Origin of the sequence: Solwaraspora sp. WMMA2056, assembly GCF_030345095.1 — a bacterium.
GTDB lineage: Bacteria > Actinomycetota > Actinomycetes > Mycobacteriales > Micromonosporaceae > Micromonospora_E.
This window is the reverse complement of sequence record NZ_CP128360.1, coordinates 6,957,504-6,979,637: the sequence shown is the minus strand read 5'-3', so window position 1 is coordinate 6,979,637 and position 22,134 is coordinate 6,957,504. Positions and strand designations below refer to the sequence as shown.

27 protein-coding genes are annotated in these 22,134 nt (G+C 72.8%); 15 read left to right on the top strand and 12 right to left on the bottom strand.

Annotated features, from left to right (window positions below):
• Positions 1-8: 8 nt before the first annotated feature.
• On the top strand, positions 9-668 hold the full coding sequence (locus tag O7608_RS31720) for an MOSC domain-containing protein (protein WP_289208023.1): 660 nt from the start codon (positions 9-11) through the stop codon (positions 666-668).
• A 28-nt stretch (positions 669-696) separates the two neighbouring features.
• On the opposite strand, the gene O7608_RS31715 is transcribed toward O7608_RS31720, so the two are convergent.
• The gene (locus tag O7608_RS31715; RefSeq protein WP_289208022.1) at positions 697-1,095 is read right to left on the bottom strand and encodes a DUF4190 domain-containing protein; all 399 of its coding nucleotides are present in this window, start codon (positions 1,093-1,095) and stop codon (positions 697-699) included.
• Positions 1,096-1,172: 77 nt separating this feature from the next.
• A complete protein-coding gene (locus tag O7608_RS31710) occupies positions 1,173-1,670 on the bottom strand; it encodes a DUF4190 domain-containing protein (RefSeq protein ID WP_289208021.1) in 498 nt (165 codons plus the stop codon).
• 179 nt (positions 1,671-1,849) lie between these two features.
• Between O7608_RS31710 and O7608_RS31705 the strand changes: the two genes are divergently transcribed.
• A complete protein-coding gene (locus O7608_RS31705; RefSeq protein WP_421357708.1) occupies positions 1,850-2,779 on the top strand; it encodes an SDR family NAD(P)-dependent oxidoreductase in 930 nt (309 codons plus the stop codon).
• Here O7608_RS31705 and O7608_RS31700 read toward each other — a convergent pair whose 3' ends face one another.
• From O7608_RS31700 to O7608_RS31685, 4 genes are all read right to left on the bottom strand, one after another.
• Complete coding sequence (locus O7608_RS31700; RefSeq protein ID WP_289208020.1) at positions 2,780-3,001, bottom strand: DUF4190 domain-containing protein; 222 nt, start codon at positions 2,999-3,001, stop codon at positions 2,780-2,782. It abuts the gene before it with no gap.
• Between the two features lie 78 nt (positions 3,002-3,079).
• Complete coding sequence (locus tag O7608_RS31695) at positions 3,080-3,529, bottom strand: CoA-binding protein (protein WP_289208019.1); 450 nt, start codon at positions 3,527-3,529, stop codon at positions 3,080-3,082.
• Between the two features lie 69 nt (positions 3,530-3,598).
• Positions 3,599-4,684: an Rv2578c family radical SAM protein gene (locus tag O7608_RS31690; protein WP_289208018.1), complete on the bottom strand. Its 1,086-nt coding sequence runs from the start codon at positions 4,682-4,684 to the stop codon at positions 3,599-3,601.
• Positions 4,685-4,764: 80 nt separating this feature from the next.
• The gene (locus O7608_RS31685; RefSeq protein ID WP_289208017.1) at positions 4,765-5,796 is read right to left on the bottom strand and encodes a LacI family DNA-binding transcriptional regulator; all 1,032 of its coding nucleotides are present in this window, start codon (positions 5,794-5,796) and stop codon (positions 4,765-4,767) included.
• 227 nt (positions 5,797-6,023) lie between these two features.
• On the opposite strand from O7608_RS31685, the gene O7608_RS31680 reads away from it, so the two are divergent.
• Both O7608_RS31680 and O7608_RS31675 read left to right on the top strand, forming a co-directional pair.
• Positions 6,024-7,196, top strand: coding sequence for a Gfo/Idh/MocA family protein (locus O7608_RS31680; protein WP_289208016.1), 1,173 nt, complete (start codon positions 6,024-6,026; stop codon positions 7,194-7,196).
• Positions 7,197-7,287: 91 nt separating this feature from the next.
• Positions 7,288-8,121, top strand: coding sequence for a sugar phosphate isomerase/epimerase family protein (locus tag O7608_RS31675; protein ID WP_289211129.1), 834 nt, complete (start codon positions 7,288-7,290; stop codon positions 8,119-8,121).
• A gap of 99 nt (positions 8,122-8,220) precedes the next feature.
• Here the strand turns inward: O7608_RS31675 and trxA are convergent, their stop codons facing one another.
• Positions 8,221-8,583 carry a thioredoxin gene (gene trxA, locus O7608_RS31670; protein WP_289208015.1) on the bottom strand — a complete coding sequence of 121 codons (363 nt, stop codon included), beginning with the start codon at positions 8,581-8,583 and terminating at the stop codon, positions 8,221-8,223.
• 685 nt (positions 8,584-9,268) lie between these two features.
• Between trxA and O7608_RS31665 the strand changes: the two genes are divergently transcribed.
• The 9 genes from O7608_RS31665 (at position 9,269) to O7608_RS31625 (ending at position 16,534) form a co-directional block, all read left to right on the top strand.
• On the top strand, positions 9,269-9,889 hold the full coding sequence (locus O7608_RS31665) for a TrmH family RNA methyltransferase (RefSeq protein WP_289211128.1): 621 nt from the start codon (positions 9,269-9,271) through the stop codon (positions 9,887-9,889).
• Between the two features lie 152 nt (positions 9,890-10,041).
• Entirely contained in the window at positions 10,042-10,707 is a 666-nt protein-coding gene (locus O7608_RS31660) for a DUF6758 family protein (protein ID WP_353850589.1), read from the top strand.
• A gap of 106 nt (positions 10,708-10,813) precedes the next feature.
• Positions 10,814-10,972, top strand: a complete 159-nt coding sequence (locus O7608_RS31655; RefSeq protein WP_282225420.1) for a hypothetical protein — start codon at positions 10,814-10,816, stop codon at positions 10,970-10,972.
• Between the two features lie 6 nt (positions 10,973-10,978).
• A complete protein-coding gene (locus O7608_RS31650) occupies positions 10,979-11,845 on the top strand; it encodes a PH domain-containing protein (protein WP_282225421.1) in 867 nt (288 codons plus the stop codon).
• 75 nt (positions 11,846-11,920) lie between these two features.
• Positions 11,921-12,625, top strand: coding sequence for a SigE family RNA polymerase sigma factor (locus tag O7608_RS31645; RefSeq protein ID WP_289208014.1), 705 nt, complete (start codon positions 11,921-11,923; stop codon positions 12,623-12,625).
• Between the two features lie 101 nt (positions 12,626-12,726).
• Complete coding sequence (locus O7608_RS31640; RefSeq protein ID WP_289208013.1) at positions 12,727-14,028, top strand: serine/threonine-protein kinase; 1,302 nt, start codon at positions 12,727-12,729, stop codon at positions 14,026-14,028.
• Positions 14,025-14,882, top strand: a complete 858-nt coding sequence (locus O7608_RS31635; RefSeq protein ID WP_289208012.1) for a PHP domain-containing protein — start codon at positions 14,025-14,027, stop codon at positions 14,880-14,882. The genes O7608_RS31640 and O7608_RS31635 overlap by 4 nt, the downstream gene beginning before the upstream one ends.
• Before the next feature lie 54 nt (positions 14,883-14,936).
• Positions 14,937-15,551, top strand: a complete 615-nt coding sequence (locus O7608_RS31630; protein WP_289208011.1) for a MarC family protein — start codon at positions 14,937-14,939, stop codon at positions 15,549-15,551.
• 125 nt (positions 15,552-15,676) lie between these two features.
• Positions 15,677-16,534: a RecB family exonuclease gene (locus tag O7608_RS31625; RefSeq protein ID WP_289211126.1), complete on the top strand. Its 858-nt coding sequence runs from the start codon at positions 15,677-15,679 to the stop codon at positions 16,532-16,534.
• Here O7608_RS31625 and O7608_RS31620 read toward each other — a convergent pair.
• The 3 genes from O7608_RS31620 to O7608_RS31610 form a co-directional block, all read right to left on the bottom strand.
• Positions 16,494-17,528: an oxygenase MpaB family protein gene (locus tag O7608_RS31620; protein WP_289208010.1), complete on the bottom strand. Its 1,035-nt coding sequence runs from the start codon at positions 17,526-17,528 to the stop codon at positions 16,494-16,496. The two genes, O7608_RS31625 and O7608_RS31620, sit on opposite strands and share 41 nt — an antisense overlap.
• Positions 17,525-17,944, bottom strand: a complete 420-nt coding sequence (locus O7608_RS31615; protein WP_289208009.1) for a Fur family transcriptional regulator — start codon at positions 17,942-17,944, stop codon at positions 17,525-17,527. The genes O7608_RS31620 and O7608_RS31615 overlap by 4 nt, the downstream gene beginning before the upstream one ends.
• Positions 17,945-18,032: 88 nt before the next feature.
• Positions 18,033-18,371 (bottom strand): translation initiation factor 2, encoded by a 339-nt coding sequence (locus tag O7608_RS31610; protein WP_289208008.1) that lies wholly within the window; start codon positions 18,369-18,371, stop codon positions 18,033-18,035.
• Between the two features lie 68 nt (positions 18,372-18,439).
• Between O7608_RS31610 and O7608_RS31605 the strand changes: the two genes are divergently transcribed.
• Positions 18,440-18,625, top strand: coding sequence for a hypothetical protein (locus O7608_RS31605; protein WP_289211152.1), 186 nt, complete (start codon positions 18,440-18,442; stop codon positions 18,623-18,625).
• Positions 18,626-18,632: 7 nt separating this feature from the next.
• Here the strand turns inward: O7608_RS31605 and O7608_RS31600 are convergent, their stop codons facing one another.
• Positions 18,633-19,055 carry an FmdB family zinc ribbon protein gene (locus O7608_RS31600; RefSeq protein WP_289208007.1) on the bottom strand — a complete coding sequence of 141 codons (423 nt, stop codon included), beginning with the start codon at positions 19,053-19,055 and terminating at the stop codon, positions 18,633-18,635.
• Positions 19,056-19,154: 99 nt separating this feature from the next.
• Positions 19,155-19,754, bottom strand: coding sequence for a 5-formyltetrahydrofolate cyclo-ligase (locus tag O7608_RS31595; RefSeq protein WP_289208006.1), 600 nt, complete (start codon positions 19,752-19,754; stop codon positions 19,155-19,157).
• 84 nt (positions 19,755-19,838) lie between these two features.
• Between O7608_RS31595 and O7608_RS31590 the strand changes: the two genes are divergently transcribed.
• Positions 19,839-22,133 (top strand): diguanylate cyclase, encoded by a 2,295-nt coding sequence (locus tag O7608_RS31590; RefSeq protein WP_289208005.1) that lies wholly within the window; start codon positions 19,839-19,841, stop codon positions 22,131-22,133.
• Position 22,134: the final 1 nt, after the last annotated feature.

Sequence of the window (22,134 nt, the reverse complement as noted above, 5' to 3'; positions counted from 1 at the left end):
CTGGACGTATGGGTGAGGTCCTCTCGGTGAACGTGGCGGTGCCCCGGCCGAACCCGGCGAAGCAGACCGGTGTCACCGGGATCGACAAACGACCGGTCACCGGCCCGGTCCAGGTGCACGCCCCGGGGCCGCGCGGCAGCGGCGGCCCGCCCAGCGGACTCGTCGGCGACCAGATCTTCGACACTCGCCACCACGGCGGTGACGACCAGGCGGTCTACGCGTACGCCCGGGAGGACCTCGACCACTGGCAGACCGCACTCGGCCGGCCGTTGCCGGCCGGTGTCTTCGGCGAAAATCTCACCCTGGCCGGGATCGACGTCAACGGTGCCCCGATCGGGCAGGAGTGGCTGATCGGCGACCAGCTGCGGCTGCAGGTCAGCGCGCCCCGGATCCCGTGCGGCACGTTCGCCCACTGGATGGCCGAGCAGCGCTGGGTCGTCCGGTTCACCGAGGCGGTCCGGCCCGGCGCGTACCTGCGGGTAGTCGCCGACGGCCCGGTACGGGCCGGCGACCCGGTGACCGTGCTGGCCAGCCCGGACCACGACGTGACGGTCGCGACCGTGTTCCGGGCGCTGACCCGCGAGCCGGAGCTGCTGCCCCGACTGCGCCCGGCCACCGCACTGCCCTCGTCGGTCCGCGAGCTGGTGGACCGCCGTACCGCCCGGTGACCCGCGCCGCCGCGAGCACCGGCGCGGGTCAGTAGGCGGCGGTCGAGTTGCTCACCATCAGGAAAATGAAGCCGAAGTAGGCCAGGAACACCAGGGCGCCCAGTACGGCGAGGGCGACGCCGATCCAGCCGATGATCACGCCGGCCTGGGCGAGCCCCTCGCCCTGCTCCCCGGTACGCCGGATCTCGTCGCGGGCGCGGCGGCCCAGGACGATCGACACGATGCCGATCAGCGGGCAGCTGAACAGGCTGACCAGCGACACGATGAACGAGGCCAGGGCCATCGTGTTGGTCGGTGGCGGTGGGGCGTAACCGGGCCACCCGCCGGCCGGCGGGTACGGCTGACCCGGCGGGTACGGCTGGCCGGGGCCGCCCGGGTGGCCCGGCGTCGGCGGCTGGTCGGACTTGCCGGGATCTGAGTCGTACATCGTCTTCCCCTCACGATGGTCGGTGACACGATGGTCGGTGAACTGTGCGCACCGGCGTCACCCGGACGGACCGTGGACTACTGGTTCTGGCTGATGCTCGCGATGACGGCGATGGCGATCACGATGGAGGCGAGCAGCGAGATCCCGAACGAGATCCAGCCGGTGATCATCCCGGCGACCGCCATCCCGTCGCCCTGTTCGGGGCGGCCCTGCTCGGCGGCGGTGCGGATCTGCCGCCGAGCGGAGTGGCCGAGCAGCGCGCCGACGATGCCGATCAGGCCGGGGACGAAGTATCCACAGAGGCCGAGGATGCCCAGGATCCCCAGGACCAGCGCCGCGATCGCCCGACCGTTGACCGGGTTGGCAACGGCCACCGGGTAGGGGTAACCCGCCGGATAGCCCGGGGTGGCGTACCCGGCGCCCGGAGCGTACGCCTGCTGATCCGGGTACGCCGGGTAGCCCGGAGCGGCCGGCTGCCCACTGACCTGCCCGGCCGGGTCGTAGGAGCCGTACGGCTGCTGCTGACCCTGCCAGGAGGGGTCGCTCCAGTTGCCGGGCTGCTGGGGTTGGCTCATCACCGTAGGTCTTTCTGTCGAAGTGGCCGGTCGCCCGCGGTCGGAACGGACGGCGCGTCCGGCCGGAGCGCGGTGGCCCACTGTCGCAGCAGGCTGCGCGCACAGGGTAGACGGTCGCCGCCAACGCGCGGCTGCCGCACGTCGTTGCTCCTGACGACGCCAGCGGGCAGGATCAGCGCATGGGCTTTGACGCACGTACCGTGCTCCGTTCCAGCGCACCGACCCGACCGTCCGGTCCGTCCGCGCTCCCGGCGCCGGGCGCCGGGCCGGACGCCACCACCCGGGTCGGATCGGGCCCGGCCGACCCCGACGGGGTAACGGTGGCCGGCGGCCCCTGGCCGGAGCCGAGCAGCCTGCGGCTGGACGGGCGGGTCGCCCTGGTCACCGGCGCCGGCAGTTCGGACGGGATCGGGTACGCCACCGCGCGCCGGCTCGGTCAGCTCGGTGCCCGGGTCGCGATCGTCTCCACCACCCGCCGGATCCACGAGCGGGCCGCCGAGCTCGGCGCGACCGGTTTCGTGGCGGACCTGACCGACGAGGCCGAGGTGGGTGCCCTGGCCGATGCCGTCGCCGAGCAGCTCGGCGACGTCGAGGTCCTGGTGAACAACGCCGGACTGGCCAGCCGGGCGAGCCCGGAGGTGCTGCGCCCGGTCGCGCAGCTCAGCTTCGACGAGTGGCGGGCGGAGATCGACCGGAACCTGACCACCGCCTTCCTGTGCAGCCGGGCCTTCATCGGCGGGATGTCGGAGCGGGGCTGGGGCCGAATCGTCAACCTGGCGGCCACCGCCGGCCCGGTGAACGCCCTGCCGACCGAGGCCGGCTACGCCGCGGCCAAGGCCGGGGTGGTCGGGCTCACCCGGGCACTGGCGATGGAGCTGGTCGCCGACGGGGTCACGGTCAACGCGGTCGCCCCGGGGACGATCTACACGGCGGCGTCCACGGTGACCGAGCTCAAGCAGGGCATCGGTACGCCGATCGGCCGCCCCGGCACCCCGGACGAGGTAGCGGCGGCGATCGCGTTCTTCTGTTCGCCGGCCGCCTCCTACATCACCGGCCAGATGCTCGTCGTGGACGGTGGCAACAGCGTCCAGGAGGCCCAGTACCGCTGATCAGGGCGTTCCGAGCCCGGCGCTGCGGATGGTCACGACGAGCAGGCCGCAGCAGCACAGCAGGCCGACGACGGTGCCGAGGTAGCCGAGGAACAGTCCCCAGTCGGCCAGCGCCCAGCCGTCCGCACCGGTCCGCCGGATCTGGCGTTTCGCGAGGTGTCCGAGCACGATCGCGGCCGGGGCGAACACGAAGGCGCTGGCCAGCGTGAGGACCGCCAGCATGTTCAGACCCCGGGCCGGCGGTGCTGGCCGGCCTGGCGGCGGTCGGTCCGCGTCCGGTGGCACCGGTCGGCCCATGGCTCAGCCCGGTCGGCCCGGTGACGCGGTCGGGTCGGCGGCCGACCAGCCGGGTCCGGTGAGTCTGGCCAGGGCCCGTTCCACCGCGATGCAGTGGTCCTCGACGTAGTCGATTCCGGCGGCGTCGGCGATCTCCCGGGCCTGCGTCGAGGCGATCCCGCTCTGCAGCCACACGGCGGGTGCGCCGACGCGGACGGCGTCGCGCACGACGTCGATCGCATCCGGTACGGGCCGGAACACGTTGACCAGGTCCACCGGGACAGGCAGGTCGGCCAGGCTCGGCCAGGTCCGTTCGCCGAAGATCTCGTCGACGTACGGGTTGACCGGGATCACCCGCCAGCCGTACCGGATGAGCTGCGCCGGAACGCTGTGGGCCGGTTTCGCCGGATCGCGGGACGCACCCACCACCGCGATCGTCCGCGCGTCCGCCAGGATCTGTTGCGGGTTTCTCATCGGTCGAGCGTATGCGCGGCGGGCGGCGCGTGGCCGGCTACCGGCCGACCGACTCAGCCGATGACCGGCTCACAGCAGGGCGAGCTGGCCGGGGAGTTGGCGGTCGGCGGTGCCCGGCGGGCCCGCGGTGTCGGTGCCCGCGGTGTCGGTGCCCGCGAGTTGGCGGGCGGCGCCGGGGCCGGCCGGAGCGAGTCCGTGCCGGCGGGCGGCCATCCGCACCCGGGCGACGATCTCCCGCTGGTAGGACTGCGGCAGGTAGGCGCCGGACCGGAACAGCGCGCGGTAGCGGGCGACCAGGTGCGGGTGGGTGCGGCCGAGCCAGGCGGCGTACCACTCGCGGGCACCGGGCCGTAGGTGCAGCGGCAGCGGAGTGACGCTGACCGCCCCGGCACGGGCGATCGCGGCGACGGTCGTGTCGATCGACTCGGCGTCGTCGGTCAGGCCGGGCAGGATCGGTGCCATCAGTACGCTGACGTCGAACCCGGCGTCGGTCAGCGTGCGGACGGTCGCCAGCCGCCGGGCGGGGCTGGGCGTACCGGACTCGACGGCCCGCCACAGTGACTCGTCGACGAAGCCCACCGAGACGGCCAGGCTGACCGTGGTCGCCCGGGCGGCGCGGCGCAGTAGCGGCAGATCCCGCAGGATCAGCGTCCCCTTGGTGAGGATCGAGAACGGGTTGGCCGCGTCGTGCAGCGCGCCGATGATCTCCGGCATGAGCCGGTAGCGCCCCTCGGCCCGCTGGTAGCAGTCGACGTTGGTGCCCATCGCGATGGGCTGGCCCGACCAGCCCGGTGCGGCCAGCTCGCGGCGCAGCAACTCGGCGGCGTTGACCTTCACCACGATCTTGCTGTCGAAATCGAGCCCGGCGTCGAGGTCGAGGTAGGTGTGGGTGTTGCGGGCGAAGCAGTACGCGCAGGCGTGGCTGCACCCACGGTACGGGTTGACCGTCCACTCGAACGGCACCCGGGAACCACCGCGCACCCGGTTGATGATCGACTTGGCGTGGATCTCGTAGAACGTCATGCCGGCGAAGCCGGGGGTGTCGAAGGTGCGCGGGACGGCCTCGGGCAGCGCCAGCGGCAGGGGTGGAGCCGCTGGCGCTGCCCCGGGTGGGCCGGCCCCGTCGGGGGGAGCCGACAAGGTGTCCCAACGCATGTGGTCCATTCGAACACACGTACGATCGGGGGGCAAGTGCGACGCGCGGGTCGGCCCGCGCGACCACCGACGTCGCGACGTCAGCCGACCGCCGGTGGTGGCGGCCCTGCGCTGTCGCGACGCACCAGCTCGGCGCCGACCTCCTCGATCATGGCCGCCCGTGGGCCGCCGGACACCTGCAGCGCCATCGTCATCGCCCGGGCACCCATCTCGGCCAGCGGCAGCCGTACGGTGGTCAACGCCGGGGTCACGTCGCGGGCGACCGGCATGTCGTCGAAGCCGACCACGCTGAACTGCTCCGGTACCGCGATGCCGCGCGAGCGCAGCAGCGCCAGGACGCCGATGGCCATCGAGTCGTTGAGCGCGGCGATCGCGGTGAGACCGGGCTCGGCGTCGAGCAGGCCGGCGGCGGCGGCCGCGCCGCTCGCGCGGTCGAAATCGGCGTACGCGATCCGCCGGGCGGGCAGCTTCTGGCCGTGTTCCCGGGCGGCCCGTCGCAGTCCGGTGAGCCGGTCGGTGGTCGTGGTCAGCACCTTGGGGCCGGCGACCACCCCGAAGTGGGTGTGTCCGAGCGAGTAGAGCTCGGCGCCGAGCAGGTAGCCGCCCATTTCGTTGTCCGGCACCACCGCGTCCCCGGCGTGGGAGTGCCGGCCGATCACCGCGACCCGGCCGCCAGTGCGTTCGTAGACCCGCAGTTTGCTCTCCAGCAGGGCGGTGAACGTCTCGTCGTGGTAGCCGGAGCCGGCCAGGACGATCGCCGCCGCCTGGTGGGCGCGCAGCAGTTCGACGTACTGCAGTTCCTTGTCCGGGTCGCGGTAGCTGTTGCAGATGATCACCAGCCGGCCGTGCTCGGTGGCCACCCGCTGCAGGCCCCGGGTGATCTCGGCGAAGTACGGATCCGACACGTCGTGGACGATCACGCCGACCGCGCTGCGGTGGGCCCGGGCCAGCGACTGGGCGTGCGCGTTCGGCACGTACTGCAGCTCCTCGACGGCGGCGAGGACCCGTTCGCGCAGCGCTTCGGTGACCGGCTTGCTGCTGCCGTTGATGATCCGTGAGGCGGTGGCCGGTGACACGCCGGCGCGTTTCGCGACGTCCGCGAGCGTGGCCACGATCCGCTCCTCTCCCGGACTCCACGCGCGACCCGGTCGGGCGCTGCGCCGGCTGCGGGCGCACTGCCTCGCGGGCGGTCCGGAAACGTTGTCGCTGAGGATAGCGTGGCGCGGCTCCGGTCGGCCGGAAAGCCCTTGCCGTGGGATGAGTGCAACCAGTAACGTACGCAGGAAAGCGCTTACCTACCGCGTGGCGCACCGTTCCCGACCAGTCAAGGAGGCGAGGCATGTCCCGTACCCCCATCGGGATCGTCCTCAACGGCGTCACCGGCCGGATGGGCTACCGGCAGCATCTGGTCCGGTCCCTGCTCGCGATTCGTGACCAGGGTGGACTGCCGCTGGCCGACGGCACCCGGCTCTGGCCCGAACTTGTGCTGGTCGGGCGCAACGAGAACAAGCTCCGCGAGCTGGCCGACCGGCACGGGCTGACCGACTGGACCACCGATCTGGCCGCCGCGCTGGCCCGACCGGACACCCGGATCTACTTCGACGCGCAGGTCACCGCGGCCCGCGAGAAGGCCCTGCGGTTGGCGATCGACGCCGGCAAGCACATCTACACCGAGAAGCCGACCGCCGAGGACCTGGCCGGCGCGGTGGATCTCGCCCGGCTGGCCGACGCCGCCGGCATCAAACACGGTGTGGTCCAGGACAAGCTCTTCCTGCCGGGCCTGCGCAAGCTGGACCGACTGGTCAAGGGCGGCTTCTTCGGCCGGATCCTGTCGGTACGCGGCGAGTTCGGCTACTGGGTGTTCGAGGGCGACTGGCAGCCCGCCCAACGCCCGTCCTGGAACTACCGGGCGGCCGACGGCGGCGGGATCACTGTGGACATGTTTCCACACTGGCACTACGTACTGGAGCAGATCTTCGGTCGGGTCCGGTCGGTGACCGCGCACGTCGCGACGCACATCGACCGCCGCTGGGACGAGACGGGCGCGCCGTACGACGCCACCGCCGACGACGCGGCGTACGGCATCTTCGAAATCGACCGGCCCGGCCCCGACGGTGGCCGCGTCGTCGCCCAGATCAACTCCTCCTGGGCGGTCCGGGTGTACCGCGACGAGCTGGTGGAGTTCCAGGTGGACGGTACCGAGGGCAGCGCGGTCGCCGGGTTGCGGCACTGCCGGGTCCAGCACCGGTCGACCACCCCCAAGCCGGTGTGGAACCCGGACCTGCCGGCGACCGAGCAGTTCCGCGACCAGTGGCAGCCGGTGCCGGACAACGAGGAGTTCGACAACGGGTTCAAGGCCCAGTGGGAGCTGTTCCTGCGGCACGTCGTCGAGGACACCCCGTACAGCTGGGACCTGTGGGCCGGGGCGCGCGGGGTGCAGCTGGCCGAGCTGGGCCTGCGGTCGGCGCGGGAGGGCCGTCGGATCGACGTCCCGGAGCTGACCGGTGAGTGACCCGGCACCCGGTGCCGGGCACCCGTCCGGTGCCGGCACGCCGGCACCGGCACGGTTCGCGCTCAACGCCGCCACCACGAAGTTCTGGCCGATGGATGAGATGGTGGCCGGCTGCGTGGCGGCCGGCGTCCGGGGGATCGGGCTGTGGCGCGAGGAGACCGCCGCCTACGGACTGGACCGGACCGCCGCACTGGTGCGCGACGCGGGCCTGGCGGTGACCTCACTGTGCCGCGGTGGGTTCTTCGCCGACGACGACTGGTACGACGACAACCGGCGCGCCATCGACGAGGCGGCCACGCTCGGGGCGCCGGTGCTGGTCCTGGTCTCCGGCGGACTACCCACGGCCGGTGCCGGGCCCTCGGCTGGCCGGCCCGACCGGGACCTCGACGGTGCCCGGTCGTGGGTCGGCGAGGCGATCGGCCGGCTGGTGCCGCATGCGCTCGACGCCGGGGTGCGCCTGGCGATCGAACCGCTGCATCCGATGTTCTGCGCGGACCGGTGCGTCGTGTCCACGCTCGGTCAGGCGCTGGACCTGGCTGATCCCTATCCGGCGGCGGCGGTCGGCGTCGTGGTGGACACGTACCACCTCTGGTGGGACGACCAGGTGTGGACGCAGATCGCCCGGGCGGGACGGGCGCAGCGGATCGCCTGCTTCCAACTGGCCGACTGGATCACTCCGTTGCCGGCCGGGGTCCTGCTGGGGCGGGGGCTGCCCGGCACCGGCTGTATCGCGCTCGACCGGTTCGTCGCGGCGGTCGACGCGGCCGGGTTCACCGGGCCGGTCGAGGTCGAGGTCTTCCACGAGGAGGTCTGGGCGCGGCCCGGTGCCGACGTGCTGGCCGAGGCGGTCGCGGGCTATCGGGCGGTGCTGGACGGGCTGGCCGGCCGGATCGACACGGTGGCCGGCGGAGCCGGCACGCGCTGACCGACGTCGGTCCGGTCCCGGACCCCTGCGGCACGCGCTGGCGGGCGGGGGTCCGGTCCCGGACCGGGACCGGACCAGACCCGTCGGACGGCCTGCCCGTCAGTGCTGGTGCGAGGCGAGCTTCTGTCGGACGTCGTCCATGTCCAGCGCGCGCACCTGCTCGATCAGGGACTCCAGTGCGGACTCCGGCAACGCGCCGGGCTGAGCGAAGACGACGACCCCGTCGCGGATCGCCATGATGGTCGGGATCGACCGGATGTCGAACTTCGCGGCGAGCTCCTGCTGTGCCTCGGTGTCGACCTTGCCGAAGGTGATGTCGGTGTGCTTGCCGGCGGACCGTTCGTACACCGGGGCGAACCGTACGCAGGGCCCGCACCAGCTGGCCCAGAAGTCGACCAGGACGATGCCGTCGCCGGAGGTCACCTCGTCGAAGTTGTGGGTGGTCAGCTCAACGGTCGCCATCGATGTCTCCGATCGCCAGATTTGGGGCGGTGACGCCCCGGGTCTACCGAGGCAAACGACGCCGGGGTCGGTGGCATTCCCGATCGGTGGGCGCGGAAACCCGGGGCGCGACGAGGTTCGGACCGTGGCGGAGCGGGCCGCGAGACCCGATCTGGGAGTGCGGAAAGACGCATCCAGTACGGCTACCGAAAGTGATGGGAGCGTTTCCAGCTGTTTTTGCAGGTGGCGGCGGTTCGTGGCCCGTTCTGTCGGGATGACATGGGCAAACGATCGATGTCGCGACCGCAGAAGTTGACGGCGGTAATTACTCTTTGTAATGTAACAAAAGCATAACTGTGACCTCCGTCTCGGTCCGGGCTCTTCCCGGGCGGTGGTGGGTCCGGCAGAATCTCTAGCTATCAGAGCGTGGACGGCGGGTGCCGGGGAGGGCCCCGCCGTTCATTGCGTCCAGGGTCGGAAATTCCGGTAGTACCCGGGCCGCACCGCCCGATCGGCCCGCCGCAGGATCAGCTCCGCCGCACTGGTGTCCCGGCCGTCCGAGCGGCCTCCGTACGCTCTGCAGAGCGTGGAACGACAGCAGAGCACGCCACCCGTCGACGGGCGGTCGACGGAGCCTTCCCCCGCCGTACCGCCGACCACCCATCCGGTCGGGGCCGAAGCCGGCGCGGACGCCGTAGTCGTCGGAGTGGGTCCCTGGCCGGGCGAGTGGCCGACCGACCCGCGCTACGACCCTGAGCTGCTCGCCGCCGGCGACCGCCGCAACGTCGTCGACCGCTACCGGTACTGGCGGCGGGAGGCGGTGGTCGCCGATCTCGACCACCGCCGGCACGAGTTCCACGTCGCGATCGAGAACTGGCAGCACGACCTCAACATCGGCACGGTGGTGCGCAACGCCAACGCCTTCCTCGCCGCCGAGGTGCACATCGTCGGTCGCCGGCGGTGGAACCGGCGCGGTGCCATGGTGACCGACCGCTACCAGCACGTCCGGCACCATCCGGACATCGGTGACCTGCTGGACTGGGCCGCGCGGGCCGGGCTGGCGGTGATCGGCATCGACAACCTCGCCGGCTCACGGCCGCTGGAGACCGTACACCTGCCGCGGCGCTGCGTGCTGCTGTTCGGCCAGGAGGGGCCGGGGCTGTCCGACGCCGCCCGCGCCGGCTGCGACCTGCTGTACTCCATCGCCCAGTACGGCTCCACCCGGTCGATCAACGCCGGAGTGGCCAGCGGGATCGCGATGCACGCCTGGATCCGGGCCCACGCCGGACCGCCGCCGGATCCGGTGACCGGCGAGCGGTCCGGGTGAGCGGCGGGCGGCCCGGGTGCGTTCGGGCGCAAGTGCGTCCGGTCCCGTCCCGCGCGGGACGCCCGGCCCGCAGCCGAGGGAAAGAATGACCGAAAAAGCCGGTTCGCTTGACGGGTGAGCGGCGGACGCGCAACGTAGGTGACGTGGGCGTGATGGTGAGTTGTCCCCGGTGCGGCGGTCCGGTGCGGCCGCCCGACCTGATGCACACCGAGACCCGTTGTGACAGCTGCGGGCCGGTGCCGCCGCTGCATGTCGCCGAGCACATCGGACCCGACATCGTGGCCAGCGCGGTGACCCGGCTGCTCGCCGACGTCGCCGCCCCACCCGGGCCGGTGCCGATGTGGGCCGTCTGGCCGCTGCTGCCGGGGTGGACGCTGACCGGGGTCGGCTGGGTCGGCGAACAGCGCGGAGCGGTCCGGGCCACGGTCACCGCGTTCAGCGGACCGGCGCCGGTCTCCGGCGGACCCGCCGATCTGGTGCTCGTCGCGGAGGAGCCCGGCGTCGGGCTCGGTACCCGGTTCGCCGGTCTGCCCGGACCCGATCCCGGCGACTCACTGGCCGACGTGCTCGGCAGCGGTGCCCCGCACGCCAAGATCCGGGCCGACGGCCACCCGACTCCGCTGTGGTCGGTCGAGGCCGAGCCGGGCCGCTGCGCTTACGCGGGTGAGGCCAGAGGACTGTGGCTGTACGCGGTGACCTGGCCGGCCGACGCGGGCTACCTGCTGGCCGAGGACATCGTGCTGCACGATCTGTCCGAGGAGGTCCCACCAGGGATGATGTACGGAGCGCCGTCGCCGTACCTGCACGGGAAAGCGTGAACACCTTTTCCCACGATCAACTACACCACCACGGGACGAAGGACTGATATTCTAGTATCGCCGGGACGAGGGTCGCGGCGCGCCACACGGAGGGGGATGGCCCGCAATGGTCAAGAAGGTCCTCACCTGGGGCGGAATCGCGTTCTTGATTTTCTTCGTCGCGTTCCGGCCAGATTCGGCGGCCGACGTGTTCAAGTCGGTGGGTGGCGGCATCGTCGAGGTCGCGCAGGGTTTCGGCGACTTCTTCACCAGCCTCGTGGCCTAGTCGCCCATGGGCAACCCCTCCGAGCCCCCTGACGCCGATGACGACGCCGCCCGACGGCGCCGCCAACGTGACACCGAACCGATTCCGCGCGTTCGCCCAGAGGACGGCCCGCACTTCGGTGCCGGGCCGTCCTACAGCGACGGTCCGTCGTACTCCGACGGTCCGTCCTACTCCGCTGACGCTGGGTACGGCGGCGGCACCCGGCGGGTGCACGACGAACCCATCATCAGCTACTCACCGCCCGACATCTCCGCTGACGAGATCGCCGGCCTGCAGGCCGACGCCTCCGGCATGCCGGTGCAGCCGCGTCGGGTCCTGCCCCTGGAGGACGAGCCGACCCCGCTGGTCGCGCGGTACCTCTTTCCGACCGAGCGCTACCGCGGCGAGTGGAAGCGACACTGGATTCATCTGCTCACCCCGCTGCTCGTCGGCGTCGTGGCGACCTTCGTGCTCGGCTACCTCTCCGGCTTCCTCGCCGGTCAGGACGTCGGCGGCCTGACCACCGTCGCGGTGCTGATCTGGCTCGGTGTGCTCGGCTGGGTCGGCTGGAAGATCGCCGACTGGTGGTTCGACCGCTTCATCCTGACCAACAAGCGGGTGATGGTGGTCAACGGCATCATCACCCGCAACGTGGCGATGATGCCGTTGCTGCGGGTCACCGACATGAAGTACGAGCAGTCACCGCTCGGTCGCTTCCTCAACTACGGCACGTTCATCCTCGAGTCCGCCGGTCAGGAGCAGGCCCTGCGCGAGGTCAAGAACCTGCCCAACCCGAACGAGCTCTACCTGCGGGTCGTCGAGGAGATGTACGAGCCGCAGGCCGTCGAGGCACGGCTGAGCAAGGAAGAGGCGGCTGCCAAGGACGACGGCTGACGGCCGTCGCCGTCGTGGCGTGCCCGCCGAAGCTGGCCCGGCCGGCGTACCGTAACGAGGGACGGGAGGCAGCCGGTGACGCCCAGAGACTCGATGGAGGAAGACTTCCGCGAGTTCGTCGCGTCCCGGTCCGGCGCACTGCTGCGCACCGCGTACCTGCTCGCCGGCGACTGGGCCACGGCGGAGGACCTGCTGCAGACCGCGCTGACCAAGACCTACCTGGCCTGGAAACGCCTCGGCCACATCGAAGCCGTCGAGCCGTACACCCGGCGGGTGCTCGTCAACACCGCCACCAGTTGGTGGCGCCGACGCTGGCACGGCGAACGTCCGACGGAGATACTGCCCGAGCAGGCCGGCCCGGATCCGATCCAGGAACAGCTCGACCGCGACGTCCTCTGGCGACACGTCAAGGCCCTGCCGGCCCGCCAACGCGCGGTGCTGGTGCTGCGGTTCTACGAGGACCTCTCCGAGGCGCAGACCGCCGCGTTGCTGAACATCTCACCCGGCACGGTGAAGAGTCAGACCTCCCGGGCCCTCGGCACGCTGCGCAAGAAGCTGATCGCGCAAGGGTACGACCCGGCACCTCAGTTCGCCTCCGCCGCCCGCCGACAGCCCGTCGTCGGCCCACCCGTCATCGGCCCATCCATCGTCGGCTCACCTGCCGAGTCGGCGGTGGCCGGCACGGCCGTCCCCGCACAGTCCACCCCGGTGACCGCCACGGTGCCCGGCGGCATCATGCCGATCGGGCCGTTCGCCAGCAAACTGGTGGCGAAACGGTGACTTCTCCGACGACGCCGCCCAGCCCGGGCAGGTTCCCGCCGGTCGGCGCCGACGGCCCGATCCGCGACAACCTGAGCGCCGTACGGCCGCGTTCACCTGGCGTGAGGACCGACGACCTCGAGCAGGCGCTGCGACGCTGCCTCGCCGACCACGCGGCCGGCCGACCGCGTACCACGGGCGCCGTGGCCACCGCCGACGTGGCGGACTGGGCGATCCGGCAGGCCCGCCGCCACCGTCGGGTACGGGCCGGCGGCGCGGCGGCGTTCGGCGTCTGCCTACTGGCCGCCGCCAGCGTCGCCTCAGGCCAGGTGCTGCCAGCGTCGGGCGGGGCACCGACGCTGCTCGCCGAGCCGGCGGCACCGCCGCCACCGGTGCAGACCGCCAGTCACGCGCCGGCGGCGGCCGCACCGCTGCCGTTGCACGGCGACCTGCGCCGGCAGCCGCTCGCTGCGGCGCCGCCCCTGCCGGTGGACCTGGTGGTCGCCGGTGAGCTGCACACCACCGACGGCCGCCAGGTCGATCTCGGCCCGATCGAGGCCGTCGCCCAGGCGAGCCGGATCTCCGACGGCTGGCTGCTGGTCGGTGCCGCGCCCGCCGACGACCCCGCCGGGGTGTGGTTCGTGACGCCGGACGCCCCGCCGAAGCCGGTGCTCACCGACGTCGACGCGGTCGCGGTCGACCCGGCCGGTTCCCGGATCGCCTGGCGGCACGGCACGCAGTTGGCCGTCGCGTCGCTGGTCAGCGGCGAACTGACCGACACCACCACCAGCAAGGCGCCGGAACCGGGCCGGCCGGTCGGCTTCGCTGGCGACGCCGTACTGCTGGCCCGCGACAGCGACAGCGACGGCAACGGCCGGGCACTCGGCGTCTGGCTGCCCGGTCAGGGCGGGCTTCCGCGCTGGACCGACTCCGCGAGCGCCGTATACGGGGCGCTGCCCGACGGGCGTACGGTGGTCGCGCAGGTCAGCGACGGTGGCGGCCGGTCCTGCCTGGCGTTGCTGGACGTCGCCCGCGAGTTCGTCACCACCCGCAGCGCCTGCGCACTCCCGCTGACCGGCGACGGCCGGGGGGCCGTCTCCGCTGACGGCCGGTGGCTGGTCGCCAACGGCGTGGCGGACGCCCGCTCGGCCAGCGAGTCGGAGCTGGCGATGCTGGTCGACCTGGAGAAAGTCTTCGACGATCAGGTAGGTTCGGTCCGCGAGGCCGGCCAGCGGCTGACCGGGGCGACCGTCTGGGCCGACCAGGTCACCGTGGTGCACGCCGCCGGAGTCGACCAGGTCGTACGCATCAACGTGGACCGGATCAGCAACGAGCAGGAGGGCGCGGTGGAGCAGCTCGACGTGCCGCTCTCGGCGGCCGGGACCGTGCCGGTGCTGGTCGCGGGATACCCGGACCGACGATGACCGTCGGCACCGGGATCGACCTGCACGCGCATTCGAACGCCAGCGACGGCACCGACACCCCGGCGGAGCTGGTCGGCCGGGCCGCCGACGCGGGCCTGGTCGTGCTGGCGCTGACCGACCACGACACCACCGCCGGCTGGGCACCGGCCACCGGGGCCCGACCGACCGGGCTGACCCTGATCCGTGGTGCCGAGATCTCCTGCCGGTGGCACGGGGCGCGACCGGCGGTCTCCCTGCATCTGCTCGGCTACCTGTTCGACCCGACCTACCCGCCGCTGGCCGACGAACTCGACCGGGTGCGCGCCGCACGGACGGTACGCGGCGAACGCATCGTCGACCTGCTGCGCGCCGACGGCATCGACATCACCTGGGACGAGGTGCTCGGCTACGCCGCCGGCGGCACCGTCGGTCGGCCACACATCGCCCAGGCGCTGATCCGGGCCGGTCTGGTCGCCAGCACCGACGAGGCGTTCCAACCGCAGTGGCTCGGCCAGCGGTACCGGCTGCCAAAGAACGACCTCGATGTCTTCACCGCCGTACGGCTGGTGCAGGAAGCCGGCGGGGTCACGGTCTTCGCCCATCCGTTGGCGAACCGCCGGGGCCGTACCGTGCCGGACAGCATGATCGCCGAGCTGGCGGCCGCCGGGCTGACCGGCCTGGAGGTCGACCACGTCGACCATGACCCGGCCGAGCGGGCCCATGGCCGCCGACTCGCCGACGACCTGGGTCTGGTCGCGACCGGTTCGTCCGACTACCACGGCAGCCACAAGACGGTCGAGCTGGGCGCGAACACCACCAGCGTCGACGCGTACGAGCAGCTGATCGCGAAGGCGCACGGCGTACCGCCGCTGTAGACCCGGACCTGGTCTGACCGGGACCGCCGATCGGGCGGCCACTAGGTTGAGCGGGTGGACGTCAAGCTGTTCGGCGAGGTCTTCGTGACCCTGCTGGTGATCACCGACCCGCCCGGCATGGTGCCGATCTTCCTCGCGCTCACCGGGGCGCTGCCGCTGCGGGAACGCCGTCGGGCCGCCTGGCAGGCGGTGGCGCTGGCGCTCGGGGTGATCGTGGTGTTCGCGGTCGCCGGCCAGACCCTGCTCGCGTACCTGCACATCGACCTGCCGGCGCTGCAGGCCGCCGGTGGCCTGCTGCTGATCCTGGTGGCGCTGGAACTGCTCACCGGCAAGGCCGACGACCCCGGGCAGCAGTCGACGTCGAACATCGCGCTGGTCCCGCTGGGCACGCCGCTGCTGGCCGGGCCGGGGGCGATCGTGGCGACGATGCTGTTCGTGCAGCGGGCCGAGGCGACCGCCGACTACGTGGCGATCGCGCTCGGCATCGTCGCGGTGATGGTGGTGGTCTGGCTGACGCTGCACTTCTCCGGGTTCATCGTCAAGGTGCTGCGGCCCGGTGGTATCGAGGTGCTGACCCGCATCGCCGGGCTGCTGCTCGCCGCGATCGCGGTCCAGCTGATCGCCGACGCGGTGGCCGCCTTCGTCCGCTCCTATGTGGCCGGCGGCTGACCCTCGGCCACGCGGTGGTGAGCGTGCCGTGGCAGGATCGGCGGGTGCCCCGACCTTCCTCCCCAGCGGGCCAGCGGCGCCCAGGTGCCGGCGCGCCCCAGGCCGAGCAGCTCGGCTTCGACGGTATGCCCGAGAAGCTGTTCGTCTGTACGCCGAGCAAACTCGCCGCCTACGCCGACTGCCCCCGCCGCTACCGCTACACCTACCTGGACCGGCCCGCCCCGCCGAAGGGGCCACCGTGGGCGCACAACTCGCTCGGGGCCAGCGTGCACACGGCGCTGCGGGCCTGGTACGCCCGGCCGGTGCCCGAGCGCCGTCCGGAGGCGGCGGCCGCGCTGCTCAAGAACACCTGGGTACGCGACGGCTACCGTGACGACGAGCAGGAACGGGCCGCCTACCGGCAGGCGCTGCAGTGGTTGGAAGCGTATCTCGGTGCGCTGGACCCGACGGTCGAGCCGTTGGGGGTGGAACGGGTGGTCGCGGTCAAGACGTCGGTGCTGGCCTTCAATGGTCGGGCCGACCGGATCGACGCCCGACCCGGGCCGGACGGCTCGGAGGCGGTGATCGTCGACTACAAGACCGGTCGGTCCGGTCTGACCTCGGACGACGCCCGTGGGTCGCAGGCCCTGGCGCTGTACGCCTACGCCGCGCGGCGGACGTTCCGCCGGCCCTGTCGCCGGGTGGAGCTGCACCACCTGCCGACCGGTACGGTCAGCGCGTTCGAGCACAGCGACGAGTCGCTGGACCGGCAGGTGGCGCGGGCCGAGGCGACCGCCCGGGACATCACCGCCGCACAGCGGGCGGTCGCCGACGGGACGGATCCGGACGAGGCGTTCCCGGCGACGCCCGGCACGCTCTGCGGATGGTGTGACTACCGCCGGACCTGCCCGGCCGGGGCCGGCTATCCGGAGCAGCAGCAGTGGGCGGCGGTCGACCGGCTGCTCAACCCGTCGCCGCAGCCGCGGGCCGCGGCCGAGGACTGACCGGCCCGCCGTCGCGGCCCGCCTGCTCGGCCCCGTCGCGGGCTGGCCCCGCCTGCTCGGCGTCACGGGCAGCCTGCTCGGCTCGGCGTCGGGCGGCCTGCCGGATCGGGCCCTCGACCAGGCTGCGGGGCACCGCCCGCAGTGCCAGCCGCAGGCCACGCGCGGACACCGCCGCACAGACGTCGGTGGTCGGCAGGCCGGGACCGCCGTACATGCGCCGGGCCCACGCCGGCAGCAGGCCCGTCGCGGTGGCGGCCACCCCGAGGTACGCCAGCCGGGGTGGGCCGAACCCGAGCCCGATCCGCCACGGCAGGCTGAGCTGGCCGGGCACCGGGGGCGCGGTGAGGAACAACGCGGTGTCCGCCGCGTCCCGGGTCATCCGCAGCTGCGGGCGGACCGCCCGGTAGTACGTGGCGACCTCGGCGGCACTTCCGGGAACAGTCGCCGGGTCGAGGCCGATCAGCTCCGCGCTGCGCCGCTGCTCGGCGTAGTAGCGGTCGATCTCGGCGGGGGTGAGGTCCAGCCCGGCCCGGGTCGCGGTGGACAGGAACGACTCGACCTCGGTCACGTGCACCCAGCGCAGCAGCTCCGGCTCGTCGATGCGGAACTCCACTCCGGTGGCCGGGTCGGTGGCCCGCAGTCGGGCGTGCAGTCGGCGGATCCGGGCGGCGGCGGCGTTCGCCTCGGCGGTGGTGCCCCACACGGTGGTCGCCACGTAGATCGAGGTGCGCATCAGCCGGCCGAACGGGTCGGCGCGGTAGTGCGAGTTCTGCGCCACCCCGGCGATCGCCCGGGGGTGCAACGCCTGCAGGTAGAGGCTGCGCAGCCCGGCGACGATCAGGATGGGCTCGTCGTGTACCCGCCAGGTCACCGAGTGGGGCCCGAACAGCCCGAGGTCGTCCGCGTCGGACGACCGGTGCCCACCGTCGCCGTCGGCGGAGCGGTGCTCACCGTCGCCGTCGGCGGACCGGTGCCCACTTGCGGCGTCGGTCATCCCGCCGCCCGCTGCTGGCAGTCGGGGCACAGCCCCCAGAAGGTGACCTCCGCCTCGTCGATGACGAAGCCATGGTCGGCACTTGGCTCCAGGCAGGGGGCGGCACCGACCGTACAGTCGATGTCGCCGACCACCCCGCAGCGCCGGCAGACCACGTGGTGATGGTTGTCCCCGGTGCGTCGTTCGTACCGGGCCGCGCCGCCGGCCGGCTCGATGCGCCGGGCCAGTCCGGCCCGGGTCAGCGCGTTCAGCACGTCGTAGACGGCCTGGGTGGAGACCGAGTCGATGCGGTCGCGGACCTGTCGGGCGATGTCGTCCACCCCGAGGTGCCCGCCCCGGGCGAGGACCTCGAGCACGGCGAGCCGGGGGCGGGTCACCCGTAGGCCCCGGCTCCGCAGCTCCTCCTCCGCCCGCATCTGTCCATCGAAACACGCAGGTGGGTGCGGGACAAGACGACGCCGTGCCGGTGGTGGCCGTGGCCACAGGCCGGTCGGCCGGCCGGGCTCAGAAAATCAGTCGGGAGCAGAGCAGGCAGGTCAGGATGATCATGACGGCGGCGGCGATCATGCCGACCCCGTAGGTCACCGTACGGGCGCTGCGTTCGGCACTGTCCACCGCCGCGGTGTCCTGCGGCGGCAGCGCACCGGGCGGGGCCGGGTTGACCACCAGCGGCGGCCGCCAGCCCGGCGGTGGCGGGGCACCGACGGGCGGTCCGGGATAGGGCGGGACAGCCGGCGCAGGGGGAGCGCCCCGGCCCGGGCCGGCGTCGTCGGCCGGGCCGTCCGACGACGGATCGGGGCGTCGCCAGTACGCGTCCGGTGCCGGGCCGTCATCTGTCGTCACGGTCGACGACGCTACCAACCCTCGGCCGGTGGCGTCGGCAGCAGTTCCCGGCCGGTAGCCTGGGGACCGTGCCGAACCTGGATGCCGTCCCCGCTGACGCCCGTGGCGATGCCGACCGGGTCGTCGACCTCGGCGACGACGACGCGCCGCTGCTACCGGAGCAGACCCGCGACGACACCGATCAGGGCTGGGGCGACCGGGTCGGGCAGCACGACGACTGGCTGCTGGAGCAGCGCCCGCCGCACTGGGGCTGAGCGCCGGTCAGCTGGCCGACCCGGCACCGGCCGAGGCCTTGGACGACGAGGTCGAGCCGGCCGGTGCGCTGCCGCTGGAGGCCGCACCGCCGTTCGACGACGATCCGGAGCCTGAGGTCGATCCGGAGCCCGAGGCCGATCCGGAGCTTGAGGTCGATCCGGAGCCGCTGGCCGCAGCGGAGTCCTTCTTCTCCGTCGCCGACTTCTCCGACCCGGTCGAGGAGCCGTTGCCGGCCGCGCCCTTGCCGTCGCCGCTGCGGGAGTCGGTCCGGTAGAACCCGGAGCCCTTGAAGACGATGCCGACCGAGTTGAAGACCTTGCGGAGCCGGCCCTCGCAGGACGGGCAGTCGCTCAGCGGTTCATCGGTGAAGGACTGCACCGCCTCGAGCTGGTGTCCGCACGCGGTGCAGGCGTACTGGTACGTAGGCACGGTCTCCTCCGAGCTTGGCTGGCCGTTTGGCACTCAACCTGTTCGAGTGCCAATGGTGCGTCATCGGACCCCGGTACGTCCAGCGGGAGCCGGTCCGGCTCACCCCGCCGGACGGCCACCACCCTGATCGGCCAACCAGTGCAGCCCGCCAGGAGTGACCACCGCCGTCACCGGTCGGTCGTGCGGCTGCGCCGGCAGTCGGGGCAGCAGCTCCCCGTCGTGCAGCAGCGCCACGACCGGTACTCCGGCGGGCACCCGGGCCAGCGCCCGGTCGTACGAACCGCCGCCGCGACCCAGCCGCACCCCACGCCGGTCGACGGCGAGCGCCGGCACCACGACGAGGTCCACGCCGGCAACCGCCGCCGTGCCCCACCGTTCACCGGCCGGGTCGTGCAGCGGCACCCAGTCCAGGTCCCGGTCGGCCAGCAGGACCGGCAGCAGCACCCGGTCGGTGCCGCCGACCGCTTCGGCGAGCAGCAGCGGCAGACCGTCGCCACCGGGCTCGGTGCCGAACGGAACGTACCCGGCGACCAGGCTGGGGCGCCGCACAGCGAGCAGTTCGCGCAGCCCAGCGGCGATCCGGTCGTCGGCTGCGGCCCGCTGCGCGACGGTCAACTTGCGCCGCCGCGCGAGGATGTCGGTACGGACCCGGCCCTTGGTCGATGCGTACCCGTTCGCTTCATCGGGAAAATCCGACACTCAACACTCCTGGTGGCAACCGCCGCGAAAATTCCGAGCTGTGTCAGCATCGCAGCAACAGGTGCAGAATCCTCTGGGGGAAGCGTGACCCTGCGTGGACGGTTGACCACCGCTTTCCTCCTGGTCGTGCTCGGACCGGTGCTGCTCGGCGCGTTCTTCGTCGGCGCCACCGTCGCAGCCGTCGGGCAGAGCCGGTCGCTGGAGCGGCTGGAACTGGCCGCCGCCAGTGTCCGTACCTCGATCAACGCCATGTGCGCGCAGCTGGAGGCGGCGGCCGGGTCGATCGCCGTACTGCCCGAACCCGGGCAGGTCACCGACGCCGCGAACCAGGTGGTGGCCCGGGGGATCGCCTCGACGGTGCGGGTCAGCCGGGCCGACGGCACAGTGGTGGCCCAGATCGGCGACCCGCCACCGTCGCCGTGGATCGGCTGTCTCAGCGGCACCGCCGCCGGCGGGGCCGCCGCGACGGACTCCGCGCCGACCGACCGGCCGACCACCGACGCGTTGGCCGTCGTCGCCCACGTGGAGGTCCGCGACCCGGCCGGCAGCCTGGTCGGCCAGGTCGCGGCCGCGCAGCTGCTGGATGCCACGTTCGTCACCCGGCTCGCCGCCGCCAGCGGGGTCGGGGTGACCCTGTTCGCCGACACCGACGCCACGACGGTGGTCTACAGCACCGAACCGGCGACGGTCCGCACCAGCGTGGCGGCGACCGCCGCCGCCCTGACCGACGGCGACACCGCCACCGACGACACCGGACGACACGTCCGGCGGCTCGGCCCGGCCGACGGCCAGCCGCTGCCGCTGGCCCTGTCCACCCCACGGGAGCAGCTGTCCGGGCTGTACACGATCCTGGTGGCCACCGTCGTCCTCGCCGGACTGCTCGCCGTCGTCGCCGCCTGGTGGCTGGCCCGCTCCACCACCCAACCGTTGGCCGAGCTCGCGCACGCGGCCAGCCGGGTCGTCGACGGCGACCTGACCGCGCGGGTGCCGGTACGCGGCACCGACGAGGTCAGTGAACTGGCGACGATCTTCAACCGGATGACCCGGGAGGCCCACTCCTACGTCCAGGCCCTCACCGCGAGCCGGGACCAGCTGCGCGGCCAGTTGACGATCCTCGGCGACACCCTGTCGAGCACCCACGACCTGCAACGGATCCTGCGGGTGATCCTGCAGACCGCGCTCGCTGCCACCGGCGGCCGCGACGGCGCCGTACTGGTGCTCGACCCGGCCGCCGGCGTCCTGGTCGGGCAGTCGTCCCAGCCGCGACCACCGGCCGGCTCCGACCCGGCGGCCATCAGTGCCACACCGACGCCGGCGGGCGCGGTGCCGGTACCACCGGGCGCGGCACCGGCACCGTCGGACACCCTGCAGGTCCCGCTCGGCAGCGGCCTGCTCGGCTCGGTCGCGGTCAGCGGCAAACCCCGGCGGGGTCGGATCGAACGTGACGGCCCGGTGCTGTCGGCGTACGAGCCGGCCTGCCGGACCTACGTGGCGGTGCCGTTCTCGGTGCCGAACTGGAGCGACGACGGCGCGACCGCCGGCGCGGGGTCCGCCGGTCAGCGCGGGTCCGCCCGCCGCCAGTCGACCAGTCCGGCGGCCTTCGGGGTGCTGGCCGTCTACGACCGCCTCGGTGGGGACGAGTTCGACGACGCCGACCTGATGACGCTGCGGACGTTCGCCGGGCACGCGGCCGTCGCCGTCAACAACGTCCGGATGCACAAGGAGGCGGAGCGGCTGTCGGTGACCGACCCGCTGACCGGGCTGTGGAACTACCGGCACCTGCGGGAGTCGATCAACCGGGAGATCGAGCGGGCCAACCGGTTCGGCCGGATGCTCGCCGTACTCGTGCTCGACCTGGACCGCTTCAAGGAGATCAACGACACGTACGGGCACGGCGCCGGGGACACCGTGCTCGTCGAGTTCGCCCGCCGGGTACGCATGGAGATCCGCGAAGTGGACCTGGCCTTCCGACAGGGCGGCGAGGAGTTCGTCGTGCTGCTGCCGGAGACGGACGTACGCGGCGGCGTGATCGTCGCCGAGCGACTCTGCGAGGTGATCCGGGCCAGCCCGTTCCGGGTCGAACCGCACACCGGCTCCGGTCGGCGGGGACCGGCGACGGTCTCGGTCACCGTATCGATCGGGATTGCCGTCTACCCGGACCACGCCGACGGCGGAGACGCCGTCCTCGATGTCGCCGACGACGCGCTGTACGCGGCGAAAGCCGCTGGCCGCGACACGTTCCAGGTGGCCAACCGGGCTCCGCAACGCACCGCCCGGGTCCCCGCCGGTGGCGCGGCGGCCGACCCGGAGGGCGGACAGACCCCCGGCGGCGGCGCGTCTTTCGGGCCACAACCGCCGCGACAGACCCGTGGCCGATAGT